The organism is Winogradskyella rapida (assembly GCF_042675845.1).
Classification (GTDB): Bacteria; Bacteroidota; Bacteroidia; order Flavobacteriales; family Flavobacteriaceae; genus Winogradskyella; species Winogradskyella rapida.
This window is the reverse complement of the sequence record NZ_JBHTKM010000017.1, coordinates 114004-135012: the sequence shown is the minus strand read 5'-3', so window position 1 is coordinate 135012 and position 21009 is coordinate 114004. Positions and strand designations below refer to the sequence as shown.

The 21009-nt window shown below is 36.0% G+C and carries 17 protein-coding genes and 3 tRNA genes; 8 read left to right on the top strand and 12 right to left on the bottom strand.

Translation table 11 applies throughout. The features are described 5' to 3' along the window. Positions 1-8: 8 nt before the first annotated feature. Complete coding sequence (locus tag ACFQ13_RS04425; protein WP_386114474.1) at positions 9-1187, bottom strand: acetyl-CoA C-acyltransferase; 1179 nt, start codon at positions 1185-1187, stop codon at positions 9-11. A gap of 115 nt (positions 1188-1302) precedes the next feature. Between ACFQ13_RS04425 and ACFQ13_RS04420 the strand changes: the two genes are divergently transcribed. After that, a complete protein-coding gene (locus ACFQ13_RS04420) occupies positions 1303-3354 on the top strand; it encodes an HD family phosphohydrolase (RefSeq protein WP_386114472.1) in 2052 nt (683 codons plus the stop codon). A gap of 266 nt (positions 3355-3620) precedes the next feature. After that, positions 3621-3968 (top strand): hypothetical protein, encoded by a 348-nt coding sequence (locus ACFQ13_RS04415; RefSeq protein WP_386114469.1) that lies wholly within the window; start codon positions 3621-3623, stop codon positions 3966-3968. 235 nt (positions 3969-4203) lie between these two features. On the opposite strand, the gene ACFQ13_RS04410 is transcribed toward ACFQ13_RS04415, so the two are convergent. The 10 genes from ACFQ13_RS04410 to tsaD all read right to left on the bottom strand — a co-directional run bounded on the left by ACFQ13_RS04410 (position 4204) and on the right by tsaD (position 10935). Next, positions 4204-4277, bottom strand: a tRNA-Arg gene (locus ACFQ13_RS04410). Between the two features lie 33 nt (positions 4278-4310). After that, positions 4311-4385: transfer RNA gene (locus tag ACFQ13_RS04405), tRNA-Pro, on the bottom strand. Between the two features lie 54 nt (positions 4386-4439). After that, positions 4440-4528: transfer RNA gene (locus ACFQ13_RS04400), tRNA-Ser, on the bottom strand. 347 nt (positions 4529-4875) lie between these two features. Further along, positions 4876-6057 carry a THUMP-like domain-containing protein gene (locus ACFQ13_RS04395; RefSeq protein WP_386114466.1) on the bottom strand — a complete coding sequence of 394 codons (1182 nt, stop codon included), beginning with the start codon at positions 6055-6057 and terminating at the stop codon, positions 4876-4878. A gap of 4 nt (positions 6058-6061) precedes the next feature. Beyond that, positions 6062-7150: an AI-2E family transporter gene (locus tag ACFQ13_RS04390; protein ID WP_386114462.1), complete on the bottom strand. Its 1089-nt coding sequence runs from the start codon at positions 7148-7150 to the stop codon at positions 6062-6064. Between the two features lie 48 nt (positions 7151-7198). After that, positions 7199-7702: a TrmH family RNA methyltransferase gene (locus tag ACFQ13_RS04385; protein ID WP_386114459.1), complete on the bottom strand. Its 504-nt coding sequence runs from the start codon at positions 7700-7702 to the stop codon at positions 7199-7201. Between the two features lie 52 nt (positions 7703-7754). Further along, positions 7755-8396 (bottom strand): DUF4159 domain-containing protein, encoded by a 642-nt coding sequence (locus ACFQ13_RS04380; RefSeq protein ID WP_386114457.1) that lies wholly within the window; start codon positions 8394-8396, stop codon positions 7755-7757. 4 nt (positions 8397-8400) lie between these two features. Then, a complete protein-coding gene (locus tag ACFQ13_RS04375) occupies positions 8401-9105 on the bottom strand; it encodes a 16S rRNA (uracil(1498)-N(3))-methyltransferase (protein ID WP_386114455.1) in 705 nt (234 codons plus the stop codon). Continuing rightward, positions 9105-9737: a peptidylprolyl isomerase gene (locus ACFQ13_RS04370; RefSeq protein ID WP_386114453.1), complete on the bottom strand. Its 633-nt coding sequence runs from the start codon at positions 9735-9737 to the stop codon at positions 9105-9107. The genes ACFQ13_RS04375 and ACFQ13_RS04370 overlap by 1 nt, the downstream gene beginning before the upstream one ends. 175 nt (positions 9738-9912) lie before the next feature. Beyond that, positions 9913-10935 carry a tRNA (adenosine(37)-N6)-threonylcarbamoyltransferase complex transferase subunit TsaD gene (tsaD, locus tag ACFQ13_RS04365; RefSeq protein WP_386114450.1) on the bottom strand — a complete coding sequence of 341 codons (1023 nt, stop codon included), beginning with the start codon at positions 10933-10935 and terminating at the stop codon, positions 9913-9915. A 186-nt stretch (positions 10936-11121) separates the two neighbouring features. On the opposite strand from tsaD, the gene ACFQ13_RS04360 reads away from it, so the two are divergent. The 6 genes from ACFQ13_RS04360 to ACFQ13_RS04335 all read left to right on the top strand — a co-directional run bounded on the left by ACFQ13_RS04360 (position 11122) and on the right by ACFQ13_RS04335 (position 19253). After that, positions 11122-15492 carry a translocation/assembly module TamB domain-containing protein gene (locus ACFQ13_RS04360; protein ID WP_386114448.1) on the top strand — a complete coding sequence of 1457 codons (4371 nt, stop codon included), beginning with the start codon at positions 11122-11124 and terminating at the stop codon, positions 15490-15492. 155 nt (positions 15493-15647) lie between these two features. Next, positions 15648-16634 carry a 6-phosphofructokinase gene (gene pfkA, locus ACFQ13_RS04355; RefSeq protein WP_114309565.1) on the top strand — a complete coding sequence of 329 codons (987 nt, stop codon included), beginning with the start codon at positions 15648-15650 and terminating at the stop codon, positions 16632-16634. 30 nt (positions 16635-16664) lie between these two features. Further along, positions 16665-17666: a type I glyceraldehyde-3-phosphate dehydrogenase gene (gene gap, locus ACFQ13_RS04350; protein WP_114309566.1), complete on the top strand. Its 1002-nt coding sequence runs from the start codon at positions 16665-16667 to the stop codon at positions 17664-17666. Positions 17667-17744: 78 nt separating this feature from the next. Continuing rightward, positions 17745-18608: a BadF/BadG/BcrA/BcrD ATPase family protein gene (locus ACFQ13_RS04345; RefSeq protein ID WP_386114444.1), complete on the top strand. Its 864-nt coding sequence runs from the start codon at positions 17745-17747 to the stop codon at positions 18606-18608. Positions 18609-18610: 2 nt separating this feature from the next. Continuing rightward, a complete protein-coding gene (locus tag ACFQ13_RS04340) occupies positions 18611-18973 on the top strand; it encodes a methylglyoxal synthase (protein ID WP_386114441.1) in 363 nt (120 codons plus the stop codon). A gap of 97 nt (positions 18974-19070) precedes the next feature. Then, a complete protein-coding gene (locus tag ACFQ13_RS04335; RefSeq protein ID WP_114309569.1) occupies positions 19071-19253 on the top strand; it encodes a hypothetical protein in 183 nt (60 codons plus the stop codon). A gap of 94 nt (positions 19254-19347) precedes the next feature. On the opposite strand, the gene ACFQ13_RS04330 is transcribed toward ACFQ13_RS04335, so the two are convergent. Then, positions 19348-20976 (bottom strand): acyl-CoA carboxylase subunit beta, encoded by a 1629-nt coding sequence (locus ACFQ13_RS04330; RefSeq protein WP_386114438.1) that lies wholly within the window; start codon positions 20974-20976, stop codon positions 19348-19350. Positions 20977-21009 lie beyond the last annotated feature (33 nt).

The window sequence follows — 21009 nt, the reverse complement described above, 5'->3', positions numbered from 1 at the left end:
GAGTTTTGTTAAGCGCGTTCTAAAATCATCGCAGAAGCACCACCACCACCATTACAAATTGCGGCTGCTCCAAGTTTTGCATTATTTTGGTGTAAGACGTGTATTAAGGTTACAAGGATTCTAGCTCCAGAACAACCTAATGGGTGTCCTAAAGATACAGCGCCTCCGTTTACATTAACGTTGCTATCGTCTAAACCTAAAATTTTCATATTTGCCAAACCAACCACAGAAAAAGCTTCATTGAACTCAAAAAAGTCAATGGCATCAAGATCAAGGTTTGCTTTGGCTAGGGCTTTAGGTAAAGCTTTTGCAGGAGCTGTTGTAAACCATTTTGGTTCTTGGGCGGCATCTGCATAGCCTCTAATATAAGCTAAAGGGGTTAAGCCTAATTCATCGGCTTTAGCTTTGCTCATAAGGACTAAGGCGGCGGCTCCATCATTAATGGTAGAGGCATTAGCAGCGGTAACCGTGCCGTCTTTACTAAAAGCAGGACGTAAAGAAGGAATTTTATCCATTCTTACGTTTGTGTATTCTTCATCTGTATCCACTAAAACAGGTTCGCCACGACGTTGTGGAACTTCTACGGGTACAACTTCATCTTTAAATTTTCCGGCGTCCCAAGCGGCTTTAGAGCGTTCGTAAGATTGAACAGCAAAATGGTCTTGAGCTTCTCTAGAAAATTCATATTCTGTAGCACAAGCATCAGCGCAAACTCCCATGGCATTTTTGTCATAAGCATCCACTAATCCGTCTTTTTGCATACCATCTTCTAAAGTTGCAGGTCCAAATTTAGTGGCGGTTCTTGCATGATAATAATGTGGAATTAAGCTCATGTTTTCCATACCACCTGCAACTACGATTTCTGCATCTCCAAGTTGAATAGCTTGTGCGGCTTGCATCACCGTTTTCATTCCTGAAGCACACACTTTATTGACTGTAGAACAAGGTACTGTGTTAGGAATTCCAGCATAAATGGCGGCCTGTCTTGCAGGGGCTTGTCCTGTACCTGCTTGTACAACATTTCCCATAATGACTTCATCTACCAATTCGGGTTTTAAATTGATTTTGTCCAAGGCTCCCTTAATGGCTGTAGCACCTAATTTTGGGGCAGGAACGGTAGATAAACGGCCTAAAAAACTACCTATTGGCGTTCTTACGGCTGAAACGATAACGACATCCTTATTCATAATAAATTTGTTTGATTGTTGTTTCGTGCGAAATTAAACATTTTTTGAGAGATTTGAGAATGTATTAATGATATTAGCCCTCTAAAAATTTAATATTTATTACATTTGATTGTATATGAATGTATTCTATAACAAGTGGTATAAGAACCACGCTCTAGTCTATAAAGTGTTGTTGTTTATTGTTACAACACTGTTTATTGTGTACCTGTTTCCTAAAACAGGAAAGTTTAAGTATTCGTTTGAAAAAGGAAAGCCTTGGCAGTCCGAAAATCTTTACGCGCCTTTTAATTTTGCGATTAAAAAATCGGCCAAAGAGATTGAAGAAGAAAAAGCTGAAATTACAAGTCGAAGTCTGGTTTATTTCGAGCTTGATAAAGCGGTTGAACAGAATGTCTTGTCGGATTATTTAGCGCGATTTAATCAAGTTTTTATTGAATCTAACGATTTTGAAAGTGATAAATCAGATTTGTATAAAAAAGGGCAATCCATTATTAAAAAACTCTATGATCAAGGGGTTTTAGATTTAGAATATAAGTATGATGATGATCGGGTGGTGAAGTTAGCTACGGCTAATAAAGTGGAAAAAGAAGTGCAATATGGCAGTTTGTATGAACTCAGTACCCTTAGAGGTCATATTGAGGCCGACCTAGGAAATGCTTTTCCTATAGAGATTAAGAAACGAATGGTGTCTATTTTTTTCGATGTCATTCAACCGAATATCAGTCTCAATGAAACCTTAACCAATAAAGCCCTTGAGGAAGAATTATCGCGGTTGTCTTTAACGCGTGGTCGTGTAGAGAAAGATCAGCTGATTATTTCTAAAGGACAGGTAATTGAAGAACCTCAGTACGATATTTTAAGCTCTTTAAAATCAGAATACGAGTCTCAAGAGTGGAATACCGCCAATTACAACTGGGTCTTGGTATCTTATACCGTATTAGTCGCCTTAACGCTATTAATGTTATTACTGTTTCTTCAAAAATATAGAAATGAGGTGTTTTTAAATAACACTAAAGTCACCTTTATATTTTTCAATATCGCTTTAATGATTTTAATTACTTCTTTAGTGGTTAATGTCAATTCCCAATTTATTTATATTGTACCATTGTGTATCATGCCTTTGGTCTTAAAAGCGTTTTTCGATGCCAGATTAGGGTTGTTTACACATGTCTTAACGGTCTTGCTTTTAGGTTTTGTAGTGCCTAATAGTTATGAGTATATGTTTTTACAAATCATTGCGGGGATGGTTACTATTTTAACGGTGTCGGAATTGTATAAGCGTGCAAACCTCTTTATTTCTGTCGGGCAAATTACCCTGATTTATATTATCGCTTATTTTGCCTTTTTCGTTATTCATGAAGGACAACTTACAGGATTAAAACTAGAAACCTTTGGGTTGTTTGTATTATGCGGATTGGCCACCTTATTTGTGCAACCGCTGATCTACATTTATGAGAAAATATTTGGTTTAGTATCGGATGTGTCTTTATTAGAACTTTCAGACACGAATACTAAATTATTAAAAGAATTATCGAATAGAGCACCCGGAACCTTTCACCACTCTTTAAATGTCGCAAATTTGGCTGAATCTTCGGCCAATGAAATTGGAGCGAATGCTATGTTGGTGCGAGTAGGGGCCTTGTATCATGATATTGGTAAAATGAACAATCCGACGTATTTCACGGAAAACCAGAGTACGGCTCTTAATCCGCATGATGAATTATCAAGCAAAGAAAGTGCTAAAATTATTATAGATCACACCATTAAAGGTATTGAGATTGCAAAGAAATACAACTTACCAGATCGGGTTATAGATTTTATTAGAACCCATCATGGTACCAGTTTGGTGTACTATTTTTATATGAAGGAGAAAGCGACAAATGAAAATGTAGACGTTAACGATTTTAGATATCCTGGTCCAACACCGTTTAGTAAAGAAACAGCTATTTTAATGATGTGTGATAGTGTAGAGGCGGCTTCTAAAAGTTTAAAGGAACCGACTAGTACTAAGATTAATGAGTTTGTAGAGAATATCATTAACAAACAGATGGAAAACGGACAGTTTCTTAATGCGGATATTACGTTTAAAGAAATTCAATCGATAAAAAAAGTATTAAAGTCCAAGTTGGCGAATATCTATCATTTACGTATTGAATATCCGGAATAATGAATCCTGCTAACGGACCACTTATAAATGGCCGCTATAACCCTCTATAAAAAATCAGGCTTAGAGCTCGCCATGTTTTCTGAGGTCTAGGAAACGTTTTAAATAGCTCTCAAGGAACACACAGCCAAAAGCGAGGTCTTATTGTAAATAAAGCGTGTAGGAGGGAAGCTAGACTTAAGTATGCTATTTCTATTTGAAAGCGAAGCCCAATTAGTGAGGTTTGTAAGTGCACGACTAACTTAAAAACTTAAACGCTTAAACTGAATTTGAATAAAACGGCCATTAATATTAAAACGGAAATGTGGACGCATCTCATTTCTGAATTGCAAAATCGCGGTTGGTGCGTTACGGCGAAATATTATGGGTTCGATGCAGGGATTGATGACGATTTTTTAATTCTAAGAAAAGGAATGAAGAAAATTGTTATGGGTTGGACCAATTGGTTGGAAGGAGAAATAAAATACAGTGCTGAAACTTTTACGTATTTAGAATCTGAATTCGATTTAAAGTTTGCATATGGTCCACCTGTTAGTTTGAAGCCAATGGTTATTTTGTCCTATCGCCTTCAATCTTTGCCATTAGGGTTGGTAAAAAGGTTGGGCCTTTTAAAATAGTGATCACACAAAACTCAGAAAGATTTATAAAATAAAGCCCCAAAACACACGCTTTAAGAAGTGATTCAATTGGCGTTGGGAATTTACCTTATAGCGCTAAACCAAAACATAAAAGCAATTATAAAGGTGTTCTGGATTTAGAATTTTAAGATCCGTTCTGCAATGCAGAGCGGATTGTTCTTTTACCGCGTTATTAAACACAAAAAAGCCTTACTAAAAATAGTAAGGCTTTTTGTGATCGCACTAGGATTCGAACCTAGGACCGCCTGCTTAGAAGGCAGGTGCTCTATCCAGCTGAGCTATGCGACCCTTTAGAGTTAAACTCTAAATTTACAATAAAAGTCGGGGTGGCAGGATTCGAACCTGCGGCCTCCACGTCCCAAACGTGGCGCGATAACCGGGCTACGCTACACCCCGAATTGGTTATCTTTAATTCAATACATACTGTCGCATAAGCTGCAGTAAATTTTGCGGAGAGACAGGGATTCGAACCCTGGGTAAGTGTTTCCACCTACGACGATTTAGCAAACCGCTCCTTTCGGCCACTCAGGCACCTCTCCAGTATTTCAATCTGCAATCCTTGAATTGCGGGTGCAAATATAAGAGAACATTTAGAAGGACACAACATTTTAGAGACTTTTTTTGAAAAAAAATTAGCAGATTTAGACGCTTATTTTTTAACTGTATATTTATCAGTTAGATATGCTTAAAAATAAATTGCACTTTTTTTGAAGGTTTTTGTGTCTACAGGCTAAAAGCGTAATAAAACTAAAGAATTGGAGCACTAAGCCTATTTTTATTTCTCTGAAAAATTTAAATGCTAGGGATCCTTTTTGGAGTACATTTAAAAATTAAAAAGGGATAAATTTATTAAAGCGCGTATTTTAATTGGGCTTCTAAATTTATTTTAAACTTTAGAGCAGACAATGACGATTTTTGAGTTGTCAGTGTCCGTGGTAAAAAATAAATAAATCTCGCCACCATCTTTAATTTTAAACTTCTTTCGAAGGTCTTTTACAGGAATTGGAAAATGACGGGTTGTAATATTCGCTTTAACAATCTTTTCCTTGGCAAGGGCTTTTTTGTTATACGGTAACACCTTCTCAATCTTAAAACGTCGTCCAGGAAATTCTAATAAGGTATTTGAGGTATATAAATGTGCGTGCTGGTGCAATTTATCAACCTTCAGTTTTTGACTCAGAATATGAAACCCTCCAGATTTTAGGGCGGCCGCATTAGGTTCGTACAAATAATCTAGTGGCTTGCTGTAGGTTGCTATAGAGGATGATTCCTCGTCTATATTAAAATCAAAATGTTGATGTTTAGATTTTAATAGGTTGATGGTTTTAATGTGTGGCCTAGCGGTAAAATCCCGTTCTAATATCCAAAGCAATTCTTTTACTTCATTTTGCAACGCCACAATATGAATTTCCTTAACATGCTCTAAATCGCGTAATGTGGCCGTAAGATCTAATAATGGTGATGTTTTAATCATCACGTTTTTACTTTGCTTTAGAAACACAGTTTTATAAACTGTGATATCAGGAGCGCAATCCGTTAATAAAAATACTTTTTGTTTGCTCTGATCTCTTCGAGAAGGATCAATATAAATCCAATCTAAAGGCGTTTTTAATTCCGTTACGGCTTGTACACCATCGGTACTGAGACAAGTAATGTGCTCGGCGTCTAAACTCTTAAAATTATGCGCCACACGGGCAGAGAGCTCAGTATTTATTTCACAATGGATAACCTGTTCTATTTGTTTTGAAAAATAATAGGTGTCTACACCAAATCCTCCCGTAACATCAATAAGGCTTTTTCCTGAAACAAGAGCCGCTTTATAAGCGGCGGTTTGTTCTGAAGAAGTTTGTTCTATATTTAACTTATTAGGATAGTATATATTTTCCGCCTTATACCACGTCGGAAGTTTCTTTTCGCATCGTTTTTTTGCTTCAATCTGTTCTATGATCAATTTAGGATCTATATCTTCAAAAGGAAGGCCACGAAGCAAAAGTTCGGTCGGGTCTGCATTGAGATGCTGATTAATATAGTCTTGAACTTGGGGTTGGAGCAGTGCGTCTTTCAACATAAAATTATAAACCTTTGGTCAGTTTTTTTACGATGTTATAGTCCGATAAAAATTCTTTTAAAACTACTTTTATGGCAGTATAGGTTGGTATTGCAACTACCATACCCACAACACCGAAAAGAATTCCGGCAATGATAATGACTAAAAATATTTCTAAGGGATGCGATTTTACACTCTTTGAAAATATATAAGGTTGACTAAAAAAATTATCGACCAATTGTGCAAAGATAAACCCAATCATCACATAAGTGGTTTTTGGTAAAATAACGTCACTAAAATTTTCCCCCAAATTACTAGACATACTTAAAAGAAGCATTAGAAAACCACTCACTACAGGTCCTATATAAGGCACCAAATTGAGCAAAGCACATAGAAAGGCAATCACAATAGCGTTATCAATATCAAATATTAAAAGAACGATTGTATAAATGATAAATAAAATTAAAATCTGAAATATTAAGCCTACAAAATAGCGTGAAAGAAGATCTTTTATGGCATTTATAGAACGTTTTGAACGCTCTTCATTGCCCACAGGGATAAAGGTCATAAGGCCGTCTTCAAACAATTTACTGTCTTTTAGAAAGAAGAATGAGATAAAAAGCACTGAAAATAAACCAATACTAAAACTTCCTAATCCACTTATAAATCCGTTTAAGAAATTAGGAATAATAGCAAAATCGAGTTTAGCAAAAAGGTTAGAGTCTTTAATGGATTGCTCAACATCAATATGGTTAAACTGGAAATACGTAATAATTTGATCGTAGAGATTTTCAATATTGCCTTGAAGCTGCTCAATATTCAGCAAGGCTAAATTATGGCCTTGTTCAACAATTAATGGAATAAATAAGCCCACTAGTCCTACTAAAAGTCCTACCAATAAAAGCATTGTGGTTACGACGGCGATGGTATTATTAAACTTAAGCCTATTCCTTAAAAATAGAATGATAGGACGTCCAATTAACGAAATAACCACAGCAATAGCGATATAAACAATTACGGACTGAATTTTAAATAAAAAATAGAGGACAAGAAGCACCGCTACGATGATACCGAGCGCTCTTAACAGGCCTTGGGAAATTATTTTTGAATTCATAAGGTTAGATTTACTCAAAGATGCTGAATTATCTCGAGCAAGGCAAATTTAAGCATTAAGTTGCTTGGTTAATTCGTAGAGCGCAATACTTGTGGCTTGTACCACATTCATGCTGCTGTTGTTTCCATACATATTAATATGAATAGTGGCATCGACTTGACTTAAAATGGTGTCAGAAATGCCAAACTTTTCATCGCCCAGAATAAGGACAATAGGGCGGTCGGTTTTTAGCGTAAACGTGCTTAACGGTTGGCTGGTTTCAGAAATTTCAAGCGCAATAAGGTAATAGTTATTAGATTTAAAATCGTTTATAACGGTTTCAATAGTTTCATTAATTCTATGCGATACATATTTTTCGGTTGCACGCGAAGTTTTTGCCATACGCCTGCCTAACTGAAGGTCTGTACCACAAAAAATTAATTCCTTTACACCAAAGGCGTCTGCTGTTCTAAACAAACTGCCAATATTTGGAGCATTATTAACGTTATCGCATACCACAGTAATAGGATGTTGCTGTTGCTTAAAATTGGTAGTGTAATGGTCCAGTTGCATAGTGTAATTCTAAAAGCGCTTGTAAGAAGGTGATATAAAACCCTACTGAAATTTAGTTTTCGAAAGCATATTTTACAATGTTAGCACCCATTTTTAAAGCCTTTTCTCTAACATCTTCAGGGTCATTATGCACTTCTTGGTCTTCCCAACCATCACCCAAGTCACTTTCATAAGTAAAAAGTAAAACAAGCCTATTGTCTACAAAAATACCAAAGGCCTGAGGCGTTTTTCCGTCGTGTTCATGAATTTTAGGAAGTCCGTTATTAAATTCAAAAGCAGTATGGAATATTTCATGGTCGCGAGGAATTTCTATCAGTTCCTCATTAGGGAAAACTTTTTTTAATTCCTTGGTCACATAAGGAGCCATACCATAATTGTCATCAATATGGAGAAAGCCTCCTGAGATCAGATAGTTTCTTAAATTTTCAGCATCGTCATCATTAAAAAAGACATTGCCATGCCCCGTCATATGCAACAAGGGAAATTGAAAAATATCGATGCTACCGGCTTCTACCGTTTGAACATTCTCCTTAATATTAGTACCAATTTGGTCATTGCAATACTTCACTAAATTAGGGAGTGCTGTAGGGTTACTATACCAATCCCCGCCACCTTTGTATTTTAAGATAGCAACATCTTGAGAAAATACATTTAAAGCAACGAAAAGACTGAGTATGGAAAAGAAAACTTTCATGCATTTATTCATTTAAAAACGCTACAGAATGGCAAGCTGCAATTGCGGCCGTTTCCGTTCTTAAACGCGTTTTACCCAAAGTTACGGGAATAAACTGATGTTGCAACGCCATTTCAATTTCTTTAACGCTAAAGTCGCCTTCCGGACCTATTAAAATGGTGTAACTGCCAGAAGGTTGTAATTGTGATTTTAATGATTTTTTATCAGTTTCTTCACAGTGGGCAATAAAGGTTTGGTCTTTAAAATCTTGATCCATAAACGTTTTAAAGCTTATAGGAGCGTTTAAAGTGGGCAAGTAATATTGTAAGGATTGCTTCATGGCCGATTGTATAATCTTCTCAAAGCGTTCTAATTTTACAACTTTACGTTCGCTATGCTCACAGATAATAGGGGTGATGCTGCTTACGCCGATTTCTGTGGCTTTTTCTAAAAACCATTCGTAACGATCGTTAATCTTTGTAGGTGCCACAGCGAGATGTAGATCGTAGTCACGTGGTGGTTGTAAGGTTTTAGAAAGGATACTTACGGAACACTGCTTTTGGTGTGCAGAGGTGAGTTCCGCTTCAAATAACCAACCTTGACCGTTGGTTATTTGTAGCGTATCTCCGACGGTTTTTCTTAAAACCTTTACAATATGCCGACTTTCATCTTTATCAAAACTAAAGTCGGTGTCTTGTGCCGTAATATGTGGATTGTAAAATAACTGCATTAATCGATGTTTTCACTAAATTTTAAAACCGTAATCTCTTCAATAGAGGTTATAGGCTCAGTTTGGATAACTAGATAATATTTATTGTTGGCCGCGTCGTCTACCATAAAAGCTTCATCAGAGGCGTGATTTTCATGAAAAGCTTCTGCGTCAAATTCTGGAGACATTTCTCCTTCTTTAATCCAACCGGTGTCACCACCCATTTTAGCGGTAGGGCCTTGAGAATAATGTTTGGCTAAATCTTTAAAACGATAGCCTTGTAAAAATTGTGTAAGCACATCTTTACGCTCGTTTATGGCTGATTCTTTTGAAGTTTTAGCGGCATCGAAAACAATAATTCTAAATTTTGAATAATTAACGTTAGCCTTATCAACAACTTTATAGTAGGTTTTTTTATAGTTGCTTTTAATCACTTTTTTGCCACCTTTAGACATGCTAAACAATTCGTCGGCTAATTTGGTTTTATGCTTTGCTTTGTTAAAGGTGAAGAGTTTTCCTTTGTAAGGTTTCTTCTCTTTTAAAAAGGTTGTGGCTTCTTCTGGTGTTGAAATGGAATCGAGTTGCTCCTCAAAGTCAGATTGAGCCGCACAGATAAAAGGCATGAAAAGTAATAAGGTCAGTAAATGTTTCATAATTAAAAAAAGTGTTTGATTTGGGTGTCTTACAAAACAACTAAATTTTAAGCGATTATGGAACGAAACGACCTAATATGTTATACGAAGGGGTAATAATTATTAGAATTGTGACCTCCTGGGCCTTTCTAGCCCATAAAAATCTTCAACAGAAATAACCTACAAACTTTAAACCTTACAGTTTTAAGCGTGCTGTGGCCATAACATCAAAATCAGAGAAATCTTTTTCTAAGTATTTTAAATACCCCACAATACCAATCATGGCTGCATTATCGGTGGTATATTCAAACTTTGGAATATAGCTAGTCCACCCAAACTTCTGCTCAGCATCTTTTAATGCCTTGCGTATACCAGAATTGGCAGAAACACCACCACCAATGGCAATTTGCTTAATGCCCGTTTGTTTTACAGCGATTTTTAGTTTATCCATCAATATACCAATAATCGTGTATTGAATAGAGGCACAAATATCATTTAGGTTTTCTTCTATAAAGTTAGGATTGGCCTTAACCTCGCGTTGAACGAAATAAAGAATGGCGGTTTTTAATCCTGAAAAACTAAATTTTAAACCATCTACTTTAGGTTTGGTAAATTTAAAAGCCTTAGGATTTCCCAATTGCGCGCGTCTGTCAATTTCTGGTCCGGCAGGATATCCAAGACCTAAAACCTTTCCACTTTTATCATAGGCTTCACCAACGGCATCGTCAATAGTTTCGCCTAAAACCTCCATATCAAAATAGCTATTCACTTTTACAATTTGTGTATGGCCACCAGAAATTGTCATCGCTAAGAACGGGAACGAGGGTTTTTGCTGATGCTCTTCATCAATAAAGTGAGCCAAAATATGAGCCTGCATATGGTTGATATCAATAAGTGGAATATCTAAACCATAAGCTAAAGATTTGGCAAAAGAAGTGCCTACAAGAAGCGATCCCATTAATCCTGGGCCTCTTGTAAAAGCAATAGCATGGAGCTGTTCCTTCTTTATTCCGGCTTTTTCTAAAGCTTGATGAACAACCGGAACAATATTTTGTTGGTGTGCTCTAGAGGCTAATTCGGGTACCACACCACCATATTCTGTATGTATTTCTTGATTGGCAACAACATTACTTAAAATTTGAGCGTTACATAGCACAGCAGCAGAGGTGTCATCGCAAGAGGATTCAATTCCGAGGATGTAAATATTTTCTTTTTCCATAGTCGATATTAGGCACAATAATTGTTAATTTTACCATTTATAGTCCAAGGCCATATTTAACAACGTATTGTAGGGACAAAGGTAATAAGATTTCACACATTAAAACGCATTAATTCTATCAAACGGATACTGAAAATAATAGGAAAACTAGCAGGAATCATATTGCTACTTTTTTTTATTTTGTTTTTGATACTTTCTATTCCAGCGGTGCAAACCCGTTTGGGGAGGTATGTGACCGACCGTGTGAATGCCGATTTTAAAACAGACATTAATATTGGGCGTGTTGGACTTCAGCTTAATGGCGATGTAGAGCTAAAAGAAATCTTAATTAGAGACTATAAAAAAGACACCCTTATTAGTGTGGGGGAGTTAAACAGTTCTATTATTAGTTTTAGAAATCTGTATAAGAGCAAACTTAATTTTGGCGATATCGATCTTCAGGATGTAGTGTTTAATTTAATTACTTACAAAGGGGAATCCGATACCAATCTAGATGTGTTTGTCGCTAAATTTGATTCCGATAATCCACGTGTTGGACCAAGCGAGTTTCTGTTTTCTTCTAGCGATGTGTCTATTGAAGATGGTATTTTTAGATTACTTGATGAAAATCTTGAGACGCCTAAAATATTTGAGTTTACCAATTTAAACGCGAATACCACCAATTTTTTAATTAATGGGCCTGAAGTAAGCGCTCGTATCAATAAATTCAGTTTTAAGGACAGTCGTGGCATTGCGGTGAAAAACCTTATGGCTAATTTTGAATACACCTTGGAACATATGAGTTTTGGGGATTTAAATATTGAAACAGGAGCTTCAGAATTAAAAGGAGATTTAAGGTTTAATTACAACCGTGAAGATTTTAAATACTTTAGCGATAAGGTTAATGTGGAAGCCAGTTTTAGAGATTCTGATATCTCTTTAACAGAGTTAAATGTCTTTTTTGATGAATTCGGAACCGAGCAGCACGCTAATTTTAATGCCGATTTTTCTGGAACTTTAAATAATCTTGTAGCCAAAAACCTCAATGTAAGTACTAGTAGTAACACAAGAATTATTGGCGCTATTACCTTTGAAAATTTATTCAGCAAGGAAGATGATAGTTTTGCCTTACGTGGAAATTTTCAAAACCTCGCTTCTAATTATCGCGATCTTACAGCATTGATGCCAAGACTTCTGGGGAATTCAATTCCAACGGTGATTTCTAAGGTGGGGAATTTTAAAATCAAAGGAACGTCTTTTATAACCACTAAACGTGTTGAGGCTGATTTAGAGATTGATACCGATTTAGGCTATATTAAATCGAATTTAGAATTGACTAATATTGATGATATCGATAATGCTAATTACGTGGGGAATGTGGTGTTAGAAGAATTCAATATCGGTGCCTTAATAAATGATCCTTTAGTAGAAAATACGTCCTTAAATTTAGATGTGAATGGTAAAGGATTTACCATAGAAAACCTAAACACCGAAGTAACAGGGGATATTTTTATTCTTAACTATAACCATTATACCTATAGAGATATTAAACTCTCTGGAGATTTAGGAAATAGTATTTTCAATGGGGTCCTCGATGTTGAAGATCTCAACTTACAACTCAACTTTAATGGTTTGGCTGATTTTTCAGAAGACCTTAAGAAATTCGATTTTAAAGCCAATGTGGGGTACGCCAACCTAAGCGCCTTAAATTTTGTAACTCGAGATAGTATTTCAAAATTCAGAGGTTTAGTAACCATGTCTGCAGTAGGAACTACAATTGATAACGCTGTAGGATCTATTAATATTAAAAATACCACCTATAAAAATCAAGATAGCGATTATGAATTTCAAGATTTTGATATCGTCTCTACTTTTGAAGATGAAGAGCGTACCATAGCCATAAATTCTCCAGATATTATAGAAGGAAGTATTACAGGACAATTTAAAACCAAAGACATATTAGGTTTAGTTGAGAATTCTGTTGGGAGTATTTATACCAATTTTGTGCCTAATGTGGTGGACAAAGGGCAGTATATCGATTTTAGATTTAATATTTATTCTAAGATCGCGGCTGTATTTTATAAAGATCTTATTCTTGGAAAAAACACCTTTATTGAAGGTAAAATTGAAACTGATGAAAAAGGCTTTGAGCTCACATTTAATTCGCCAGAAATTAAGTTCAAGGATTATTTTGCAAATAACATTAATGTTAATATTGATAATAGCAACCCGCTTTACAATACCTATATAGAAATTGATAGTTTAAATGCAGGGATTTATAATGCATCTCAGTTTAGTCTAATTAATGTAACAAGACGCGACACACTACTGATTAAAACGGAATTTAAAGGCGGAGAAAATAATAAGGACGATTTTCAGCTCAATCTGTTTTACACCATAGATAAAACGAATAAATCGGTAGTGGGAATTAGAAAATCAGATGTGCGTTTTAAAGGGTTCAACTGGCTTTTAAATGCTAAAAAGGACAGTCTAAACAAAATTCAGTTTGATAGAGATTTTAAAACCTTCAACATTTTTCCTATTCGTGTAACACATGAAGATGAAGAAATAGTCGTATCTGGCGCCATACAAGACTCTTTAAATAAGAATTTTAATGTAGATTTTAAAGACGTAGAGTTGGTGAAGATCACTCCTCGTATAGATAGTTTAGCGTTAAGAGGACTTGTAAATGGGAAGTTAGATGTGGTACAGAACGATGGGGTGTATCTCCCAAAATCAGATGTAGAAATTTCTAGTTTGTTTGTTAATGATTACGATTTAGGAAATCTAAACGCTAAAATAGAAGGGAACAATTCCATTACCAATTACGATGTCGATGTGACGTTAATTAATGACAACCTAAAATCTTTTGATGCAAAAGGAACCATTGATGTGGCACAAAAAAATCCGACGATAGATTTAGATGTCACCTTTGAAGAGTTTATGCTAGATCCTTTAAATCCGCTAGGGGAAGGGGTTATTAGTAATATTAGAGGTTTAGTTTCTGGCTATGCCAATGTTACAGGGAGTTTAAATAAGCCTGCCATTTATGGCGAGCTGCTTTTAGATCGTGCCGGCTTATCCATTCCGTATCTCAATGTAGATTATGGTTTCGATTTCGATTCTAAAGTGTCTTTGCGTGGGCAGCAATTCATCTTTAATGATGTGGCCATGACGGATTCTAAATATTTCTCTAAAGGAAGTCTTAATGGTTTTATTGCTCATAATAATTTTTCCGATTGGAAACTCGGTTTAGAACTCACTACAGACCGTTTATTAGTGTTAAATACCGAAGAGTCTGAAGACGAGTTGTATTACGGAACAGGGTTTATCTCCGGAAAAGCCGAAATTAAAGGCCCCACCGAACAATTGGTTATTAAGGTGATTAATGGACGTACCGAAGCCGGAACGGAATTCTTTATACCTTTAAATGATGCTGAAAGTTTTGGGGACAACTCCTTTATCCATTTTTTAAGTCCTGAAGAAAAAGCCAACAGAATAAAGGGTGAGATCACAGAACAAATTGAAATTAAAGGTCTGGTCTTAGATTTTGATTTAAATGTGAATGAAAACGCTACTATAGAAATTGTTATTGATAAAGAAGCCGGAAGTACCATTAAAGGTAAAGGTGTGGGGGGACTCAATTTCTTAATCAACACCAACGGAACCTTTAATATGTGGGGTGATTTTGTGGTGCTCGAAGGCTTTTACAATTTTAAATATGGTGGTTTTGTAGAGAAGAAATTTAAAGTTGAGCAAGGAGGGAGTATCGTTTGGGAAGGAGAGCCTATGGGGGCCGAAATCAACTTAAAAGCCCTTTATGCGGGTAATGCTAACCCTTCGGTGTTGTTAGATAACCCTATAAACCAGAGTATAGATGTAGAGGTGGAAATTCATTTAACAGGGAAGCTAGAGCAACCCGATCCGCAGTTCGACTTCCGTTTTCCGAACGTGAGTTCTACGGTAAAATCGGAGTTAGAATACCGTTTGTCCTCTAAAGAAGAGCGCGATAACCAAGCTTTAATTTTCTTAATGTCTGGAGGCTTCTCTAGTGGCGTAACCGGAGCTAATTTTACAGGGACCATTTCCGAACGTCTTACGGGAATTGTCAATAACCTTTTTGGGACAAGCAATGGCAACCTAGATGTCGGTTTCGATTTTGAAATTGGTCAAGACACCCCAGAGCTTCAAACCGATAATAAGGTTGGAGTAACCCTTCAAACTAAAATAAGTGAAAAAATATTGGTTAATGGTAAGGTGGGGGTACCTTTTGGAAGTGCCAGCCAAACGGTGATTAGTGGAGATGTACAAATAGATTTACTTTTAAATGAAGATGGAACCCTAAGAGCAAAAGTATTTAATAGAGAAAATAGCATCCGTAACTTCGGAGAAGAAATAGGCTACACCCAAGGGGTCGGTTTATCTTATAATGTAGAGTTCGATTCGTTTAAAGAATTATTGCGAATTATTTTTTCTGGAGAGAACAGAAAAGATAAAAATCCACCCCAACAAGAATCCAAACCAAAAGCAACAGAAGAGAAATTGCTTCCTGATTATATGATGATGAAGGAGGAATAATCTTAAATCAAACTATGAAATTCATAAATTTTTCAATAATATTTTGAATACTTATTAACGAAAACGATTGAATTAGAAATTAGTCCATCTTTTTATGATAATAGTCAGTTTAATCTATGTAGAGTTTATTAATTTTACTGTAAATAAATAAGACAATGCTACAAACAATTAAAAAAATAGGTGTTTTAACATCAGGTGGTGATGCACCAGGAATGAATGCTGCAATTAGAGCTGTAGTTAGAACTTGTGCATTTCACTCTATAAAATGCTACGGTATTTATAGAGGATATGAAGGAATGATAGATGGTGATTTTGTTGAAATGGATGCCCGAAGTGTAAAAGGGATCATCAACAAAGGAGGAACAATTTTAAAATCGGCACGTTCAAAAGCCTTCAGGACCGTTGAAGGACGTAAAGCGGCTTACGATCAATTAAAGAAAGCAGGAATTGATGCTTTTGTGGTTATTGGTGGTGATGGTAGTTTTACCGGTGCTATGGTGTTTAATAAAGAATTCGATTTTCCTGTAATGGGTATTCCAGGAACCATAGATAATGATATTTATGGAACAACACATACCTTAGGATACGATACCGCTTTAAATACCGTGGTAGAAGTGATCGATAAGATTAGAGATACAGCAAGTTCACATAACCGATTATTCTTTATTGAAGTTATGGGACGCGATGTAGGGCATATTGCCTTAAACGTAGGTGTAGGAGCAGGAGCAGAAGAAATCTTAATCCCTGAAGAAAATTTAGGATTAGATCGTTTGCTAGAATCCCTACGTCGTAGTAAAACTTCAGGAAAATCATCAAGTATTGTGGTGGTTGCTGAAGGGGATAAAATAGGAAAAAGCGTATTTGAGCTTAAGGACTATGTAGAAGAAAATATGACAGAATACGAAGTTCGTGTTTCTGTATTAGGCCACATGCAACGTGGTGGATCTCCATCTTGTTTCGACCGTGTTTTAGCCAGTAGAATGGGTGTAAAAGCTGTTGAAAGTATTATTACCGGAAAGAGTAATTATATGGTAGGTCTTAAAAATGATGGAATGGATTTAACACCATTTGATCAAGCCGTAAAAGGAAAATCAAAAATAGATAAGGAACTTTTAAGAGTTTCAGACATTATGTCAATTTAATAAGAGTAACAATTAAAATAAATTAAAAAAATGGGAAATTTGAAATTAGGAATCAACGGATTCGGAAGAATAGGAAGAATTGTATTTAGAGCAACGGTTAAACGTGATGACGTCGATGTTGTAGCAATCAATGATTTATTAGATGTAGAGCACTTAGCATATTTATTAAAGTATGATTCTGTTCACGGAAGATTTGATGGTACAGTTGAGGTTAAAGACGGTAACTTAGTTGTAGATGGAAAAACAATCCGTATTACTGCAGAAAAAGATCCTAAAAACCTTAAATGGGATGAAGCTGGAGCAACAGTAGTTGCAGAATGTACAGGGATCTTCACCACTTTAGAAACAGCTCAATACCATATTGATGGTGGTGCTAAAAAAGTAGTTATCTCTGCGCCAAGTAAAGATGCTCCTATGTTTGTAATGGGGGTTAACTGTGATACTTTAAAAGCTTCAGATACAATTGTATCTAACGCGTCTTGTACAACAAACTGTTTAGCGCCAATCGCTAAAGTAATTGAAGATAACTTCGGAATTGAAGAAGCTTTAATGACTACAATTCACGCAACAACATCAACACAATTTACTGTAGATGCACCGTCACGTAAAAACTACCGTTTAGGTCGTTCTGCACTGAACAACATTATTCCAAGTTCTACAGGAGCAGCTAAAGCTGTAGGTAAAGTAATTCCTGAATTAGACGGAAAACTTACAGGTATGGCATTTAGAGTACCAACTGTAGATGTTTCTGTTGTAGATTTAACAGTGAAAACTAAAAAAGAAACAACTTTAGCAGACATCAAAGCTGCAATGAAAAGTGCTTCTGAAGGAGGAATGAATGGTGTTTTAGGATATACTGAAGATGCTGTAGTCTCTCAAGATTTCGTGAGCGAAGTACAAACTAGTGTTTTTGATGCTGATGCGTCTATTGAATTAAATTCTACATTCTTCAAGTTAATCTCTTGGTATGATAATGAGTTTGGATATTCTAACAAATTAGTTGATTTAGCTCAAAAGGTAAATAGCCTTTAAGACATATTATTAATTCTGAAAATTCCGTAGAATTATGTCTTGTCATAAACTACGGAATTTTTATTTATATACATTATCATGATTTTAATTACAGATGGTGGTTCTACCAAATGCGATTGGATTGCAATCGATAAAGATGGGAATCAATTCGGGGATAAGATTAGAACCAAAGGTTTAAATCCTGCTATTGTTGCAGAAAAAAAAATTAATAAAATTATAAAGAAAAGCAAAGCATTAATGGCTATTGCTGAAGACGTAACACATGTGTATTTTTATGGTGCAGGTTGTGGTACGGATAAGCCTAGACTGTCATTACAATTTGTTTTAGAATCTTATTTTGTCAATGCTAAGGTAGAAGTTAAGGAAGATACCTATGCGGCCGTAAGATCTTGTATTAATACTAATGATGAAGCTGCTGTAGTTTGTATTTTAGGTACAGGTTCTAATTGTAGTTATTACGATGGTAGCAATCTTCACCAACGTGTGTCTAGTCTTGGTTTTATTTTAATGGATGATGCCAGCGGAAACTATTTTGGTAAGCAGTTAATTAGAGATTACTTCTTTAATAAAATGCCAGATACGATTAGAGTAGCCTTTGCGCATAAACATAATCTAGATGCCGATTTTATAAAGTATAACGTTTATAAACAAGCCAATCCAAGTGCTTACCTCGCAGATCATGCCGAGTTTATGTTTATAAATAAAGATTCAGAATATATCAGTAACTTAATTACTAAAGGTATCCGTTTGTTTGCAGAAAATATGATTCTTCAGTTTAAAGAAGAGTTAGAGCAAGGGGTTCCTGTGCATTTTGCAGGCTCAATTGCATTTTTTGCCCAAGCTGAAATCAAGCAAGTTGCTGAAGAATTAGGTTTTAAAGTTGGGAATTTTGTAAGACGCCCAATTGAAGGTTTAGTCAATTATCACGTAAACAATTTATAACTATGGAAATTGCAATTATAGCGCATGACGGAAAAAAAGCTGAAATGGTTCAGTTTCTCAACCAGCACAGCGAAATATTACATAAAAAAGGCATTCATTTAATTTCTACCGGAACTACAGGAGAAAAAGTAACCAAAGCAGGTTTTGGTGTTAATGCTTTAATGTCTGGGCCTTTAGGAGGTGATGCACAAATTGCAGCAAGAGTCGCTGAGGGTAAGTGTCATATGGTCTTATTTTTTAGAGATCCATTAGATCGCCATCCGCACGAACCAGATATCTTAATGTTAATGCGTCTTTGTGATGTCCATAATGTACCATTGGCAACCAATCCGGCTACAGCAGATTTATTAGTGAAAGCCCTATAAATTTTAATAACCTTTGAATAAAACTAGGGATTGCTATTGTAAAACTTAGATTTTGGTTATATCTTTGTGCACACAAAACGTAAACGACACAAGAATTATGTTCGACTTTGATCAGTATTTAGGATTTTTAGCATTTTTAACCATATTAACTATTGGATTTTGGTTAATGATTTTCCTTTTAACCTTTGTAGTTCCTTATTGGCTTTTTGGGGCTTCTATGGAGCGTTTAAAAGAGATTAGAGAAGAGAAAAAAGCAAAACGTGAAGGTTTAACACAATAGTTGTATTGCGTTATCCTTAAGTTAAGATATAAAAAAAAGAGCGCTATTTGCGCTCTTTTTTTATGGCCCTTTTTCAAGGGCCATAATTATTGTCTTAAACTTGTAAAACACCCATATTAAAAGGTTTCTCAATAGGAGCGTGGTTAGCGGCTTCAATGCCCATAGAAATCCAAGTTCGTGTATCTAACGGATTAATCACGGCGTCTGTCCAAATACGCGAAGCTGCATAATACGGAGAGACTTGATCATCATAACGCGATTTAATGTTCTGGTAAAGTTCTTCTTCTTTTTCTTTAGTTATGGTTTCACCTTTTTTCTTTAAAGATGCCGTTTCTATTTGAAGTAAAACTTTCGCTGCAGAGTTTCCACTCATCACCGCTAATTCGGCACTTGGCCAAGCGGCAATTAAGCGTGGGTCATAGGCTTTTCCGCACATGGCGTAATTTCCTGCACCGTAGCTATTACCTAATATAATAGTAAACTTAGGAACAACAGAGTTACTTACAGCATTCACCATCTTAGCACCATCTTTTATAATTCCAGAATGTTCAGATTTACTTCCAACCATAAATCCGGTAACATCTTGTAAAAACACCAATGGTATTTTCTTCTGATTACAGTTGGCAATAAATCGTGTGGCTTTATCTGCAGAATCGTTATAGATTACACCTCCAAATTGCATTTCGCCTTGTTTGTTCTTGACTAACTTTCTCTGGTTGGCTACAATCCCAACAGCCCAACCTTCAATACGAGCATAGGCCGTAATAATTGTTTTTCCGTAGTCTTCTTTGTATTCGTCAAATTCAGAATCGTCAACCAAACGTTTTATGATTTCCTTCATATCGTATTGGTCTGCCCGACTCTTAGGTAGAATGCCATAAATATCTTCAGGGTTGTCCTTTGGCTTTTTTGCTTCAGCTTTATTATAGCCCGCCTTATCGTAATCACCAATCTTATCAATCAGAGATTTAATCTTATCTAAGGCAGCCTTATCATCTTTAGCCTTATAGTCGGTAACCCCCGAAATTTCACAATGCGTCGTTGCACCGCCTAAGGTTTCATTATCTATGGTTTCCCCAATGGCCGCTTTAACTAAATAGCTTCCCGCTAAAAAGATACTTCCTGTTTTATCTACAATAAGGGCTTCGTCACTCATAATAGGTAAGTAGGCTCCACCGGCAACACAACTGCCCATAACCGCAGCAATTTGAGTAATCCCCATGCTGCTCATTATCGCATTATTTCTAAAAATGCGCCCAAAATGTTCTTTATCAGGAAAAATTTCGTCTTGCATAGGTAAAAATACACCAGCGCTATCTACCAAATAAATAATAGGAAGTCGGTTTTCTATGGCAATCTCCTGAGCTCTTAAATTCTTTTTACCAGTAATAGGAAACCAAGCTCCAGCTTTTACTGTGGCGTCATTAGCAACCACAATACACTGCTTGCCTTGCACATAACCCATTTTTACAACCACACCACCAGAAGGGCAGCCGCCGTATTGCTCGTACATGCCTTCACCTGCAAAAGCACCAATTTCAATAGATTTAGATTGAGGGTCTAAAAGGTAGTCTATACGCTCTCGCGCCGTCATTTTTCCTTTAGCATGATGTTTTTCAATGCTCTTTTCGCCACCTCCTAATTTTACACGGACTAATCTCTTTTTGAGATCCGAAAGTAAGAGTTTATTATGGTCTTCATTAATGTTGAATTTGATATCCATTGACAAAATTGTTTTGCACGAATTTACGAAAAT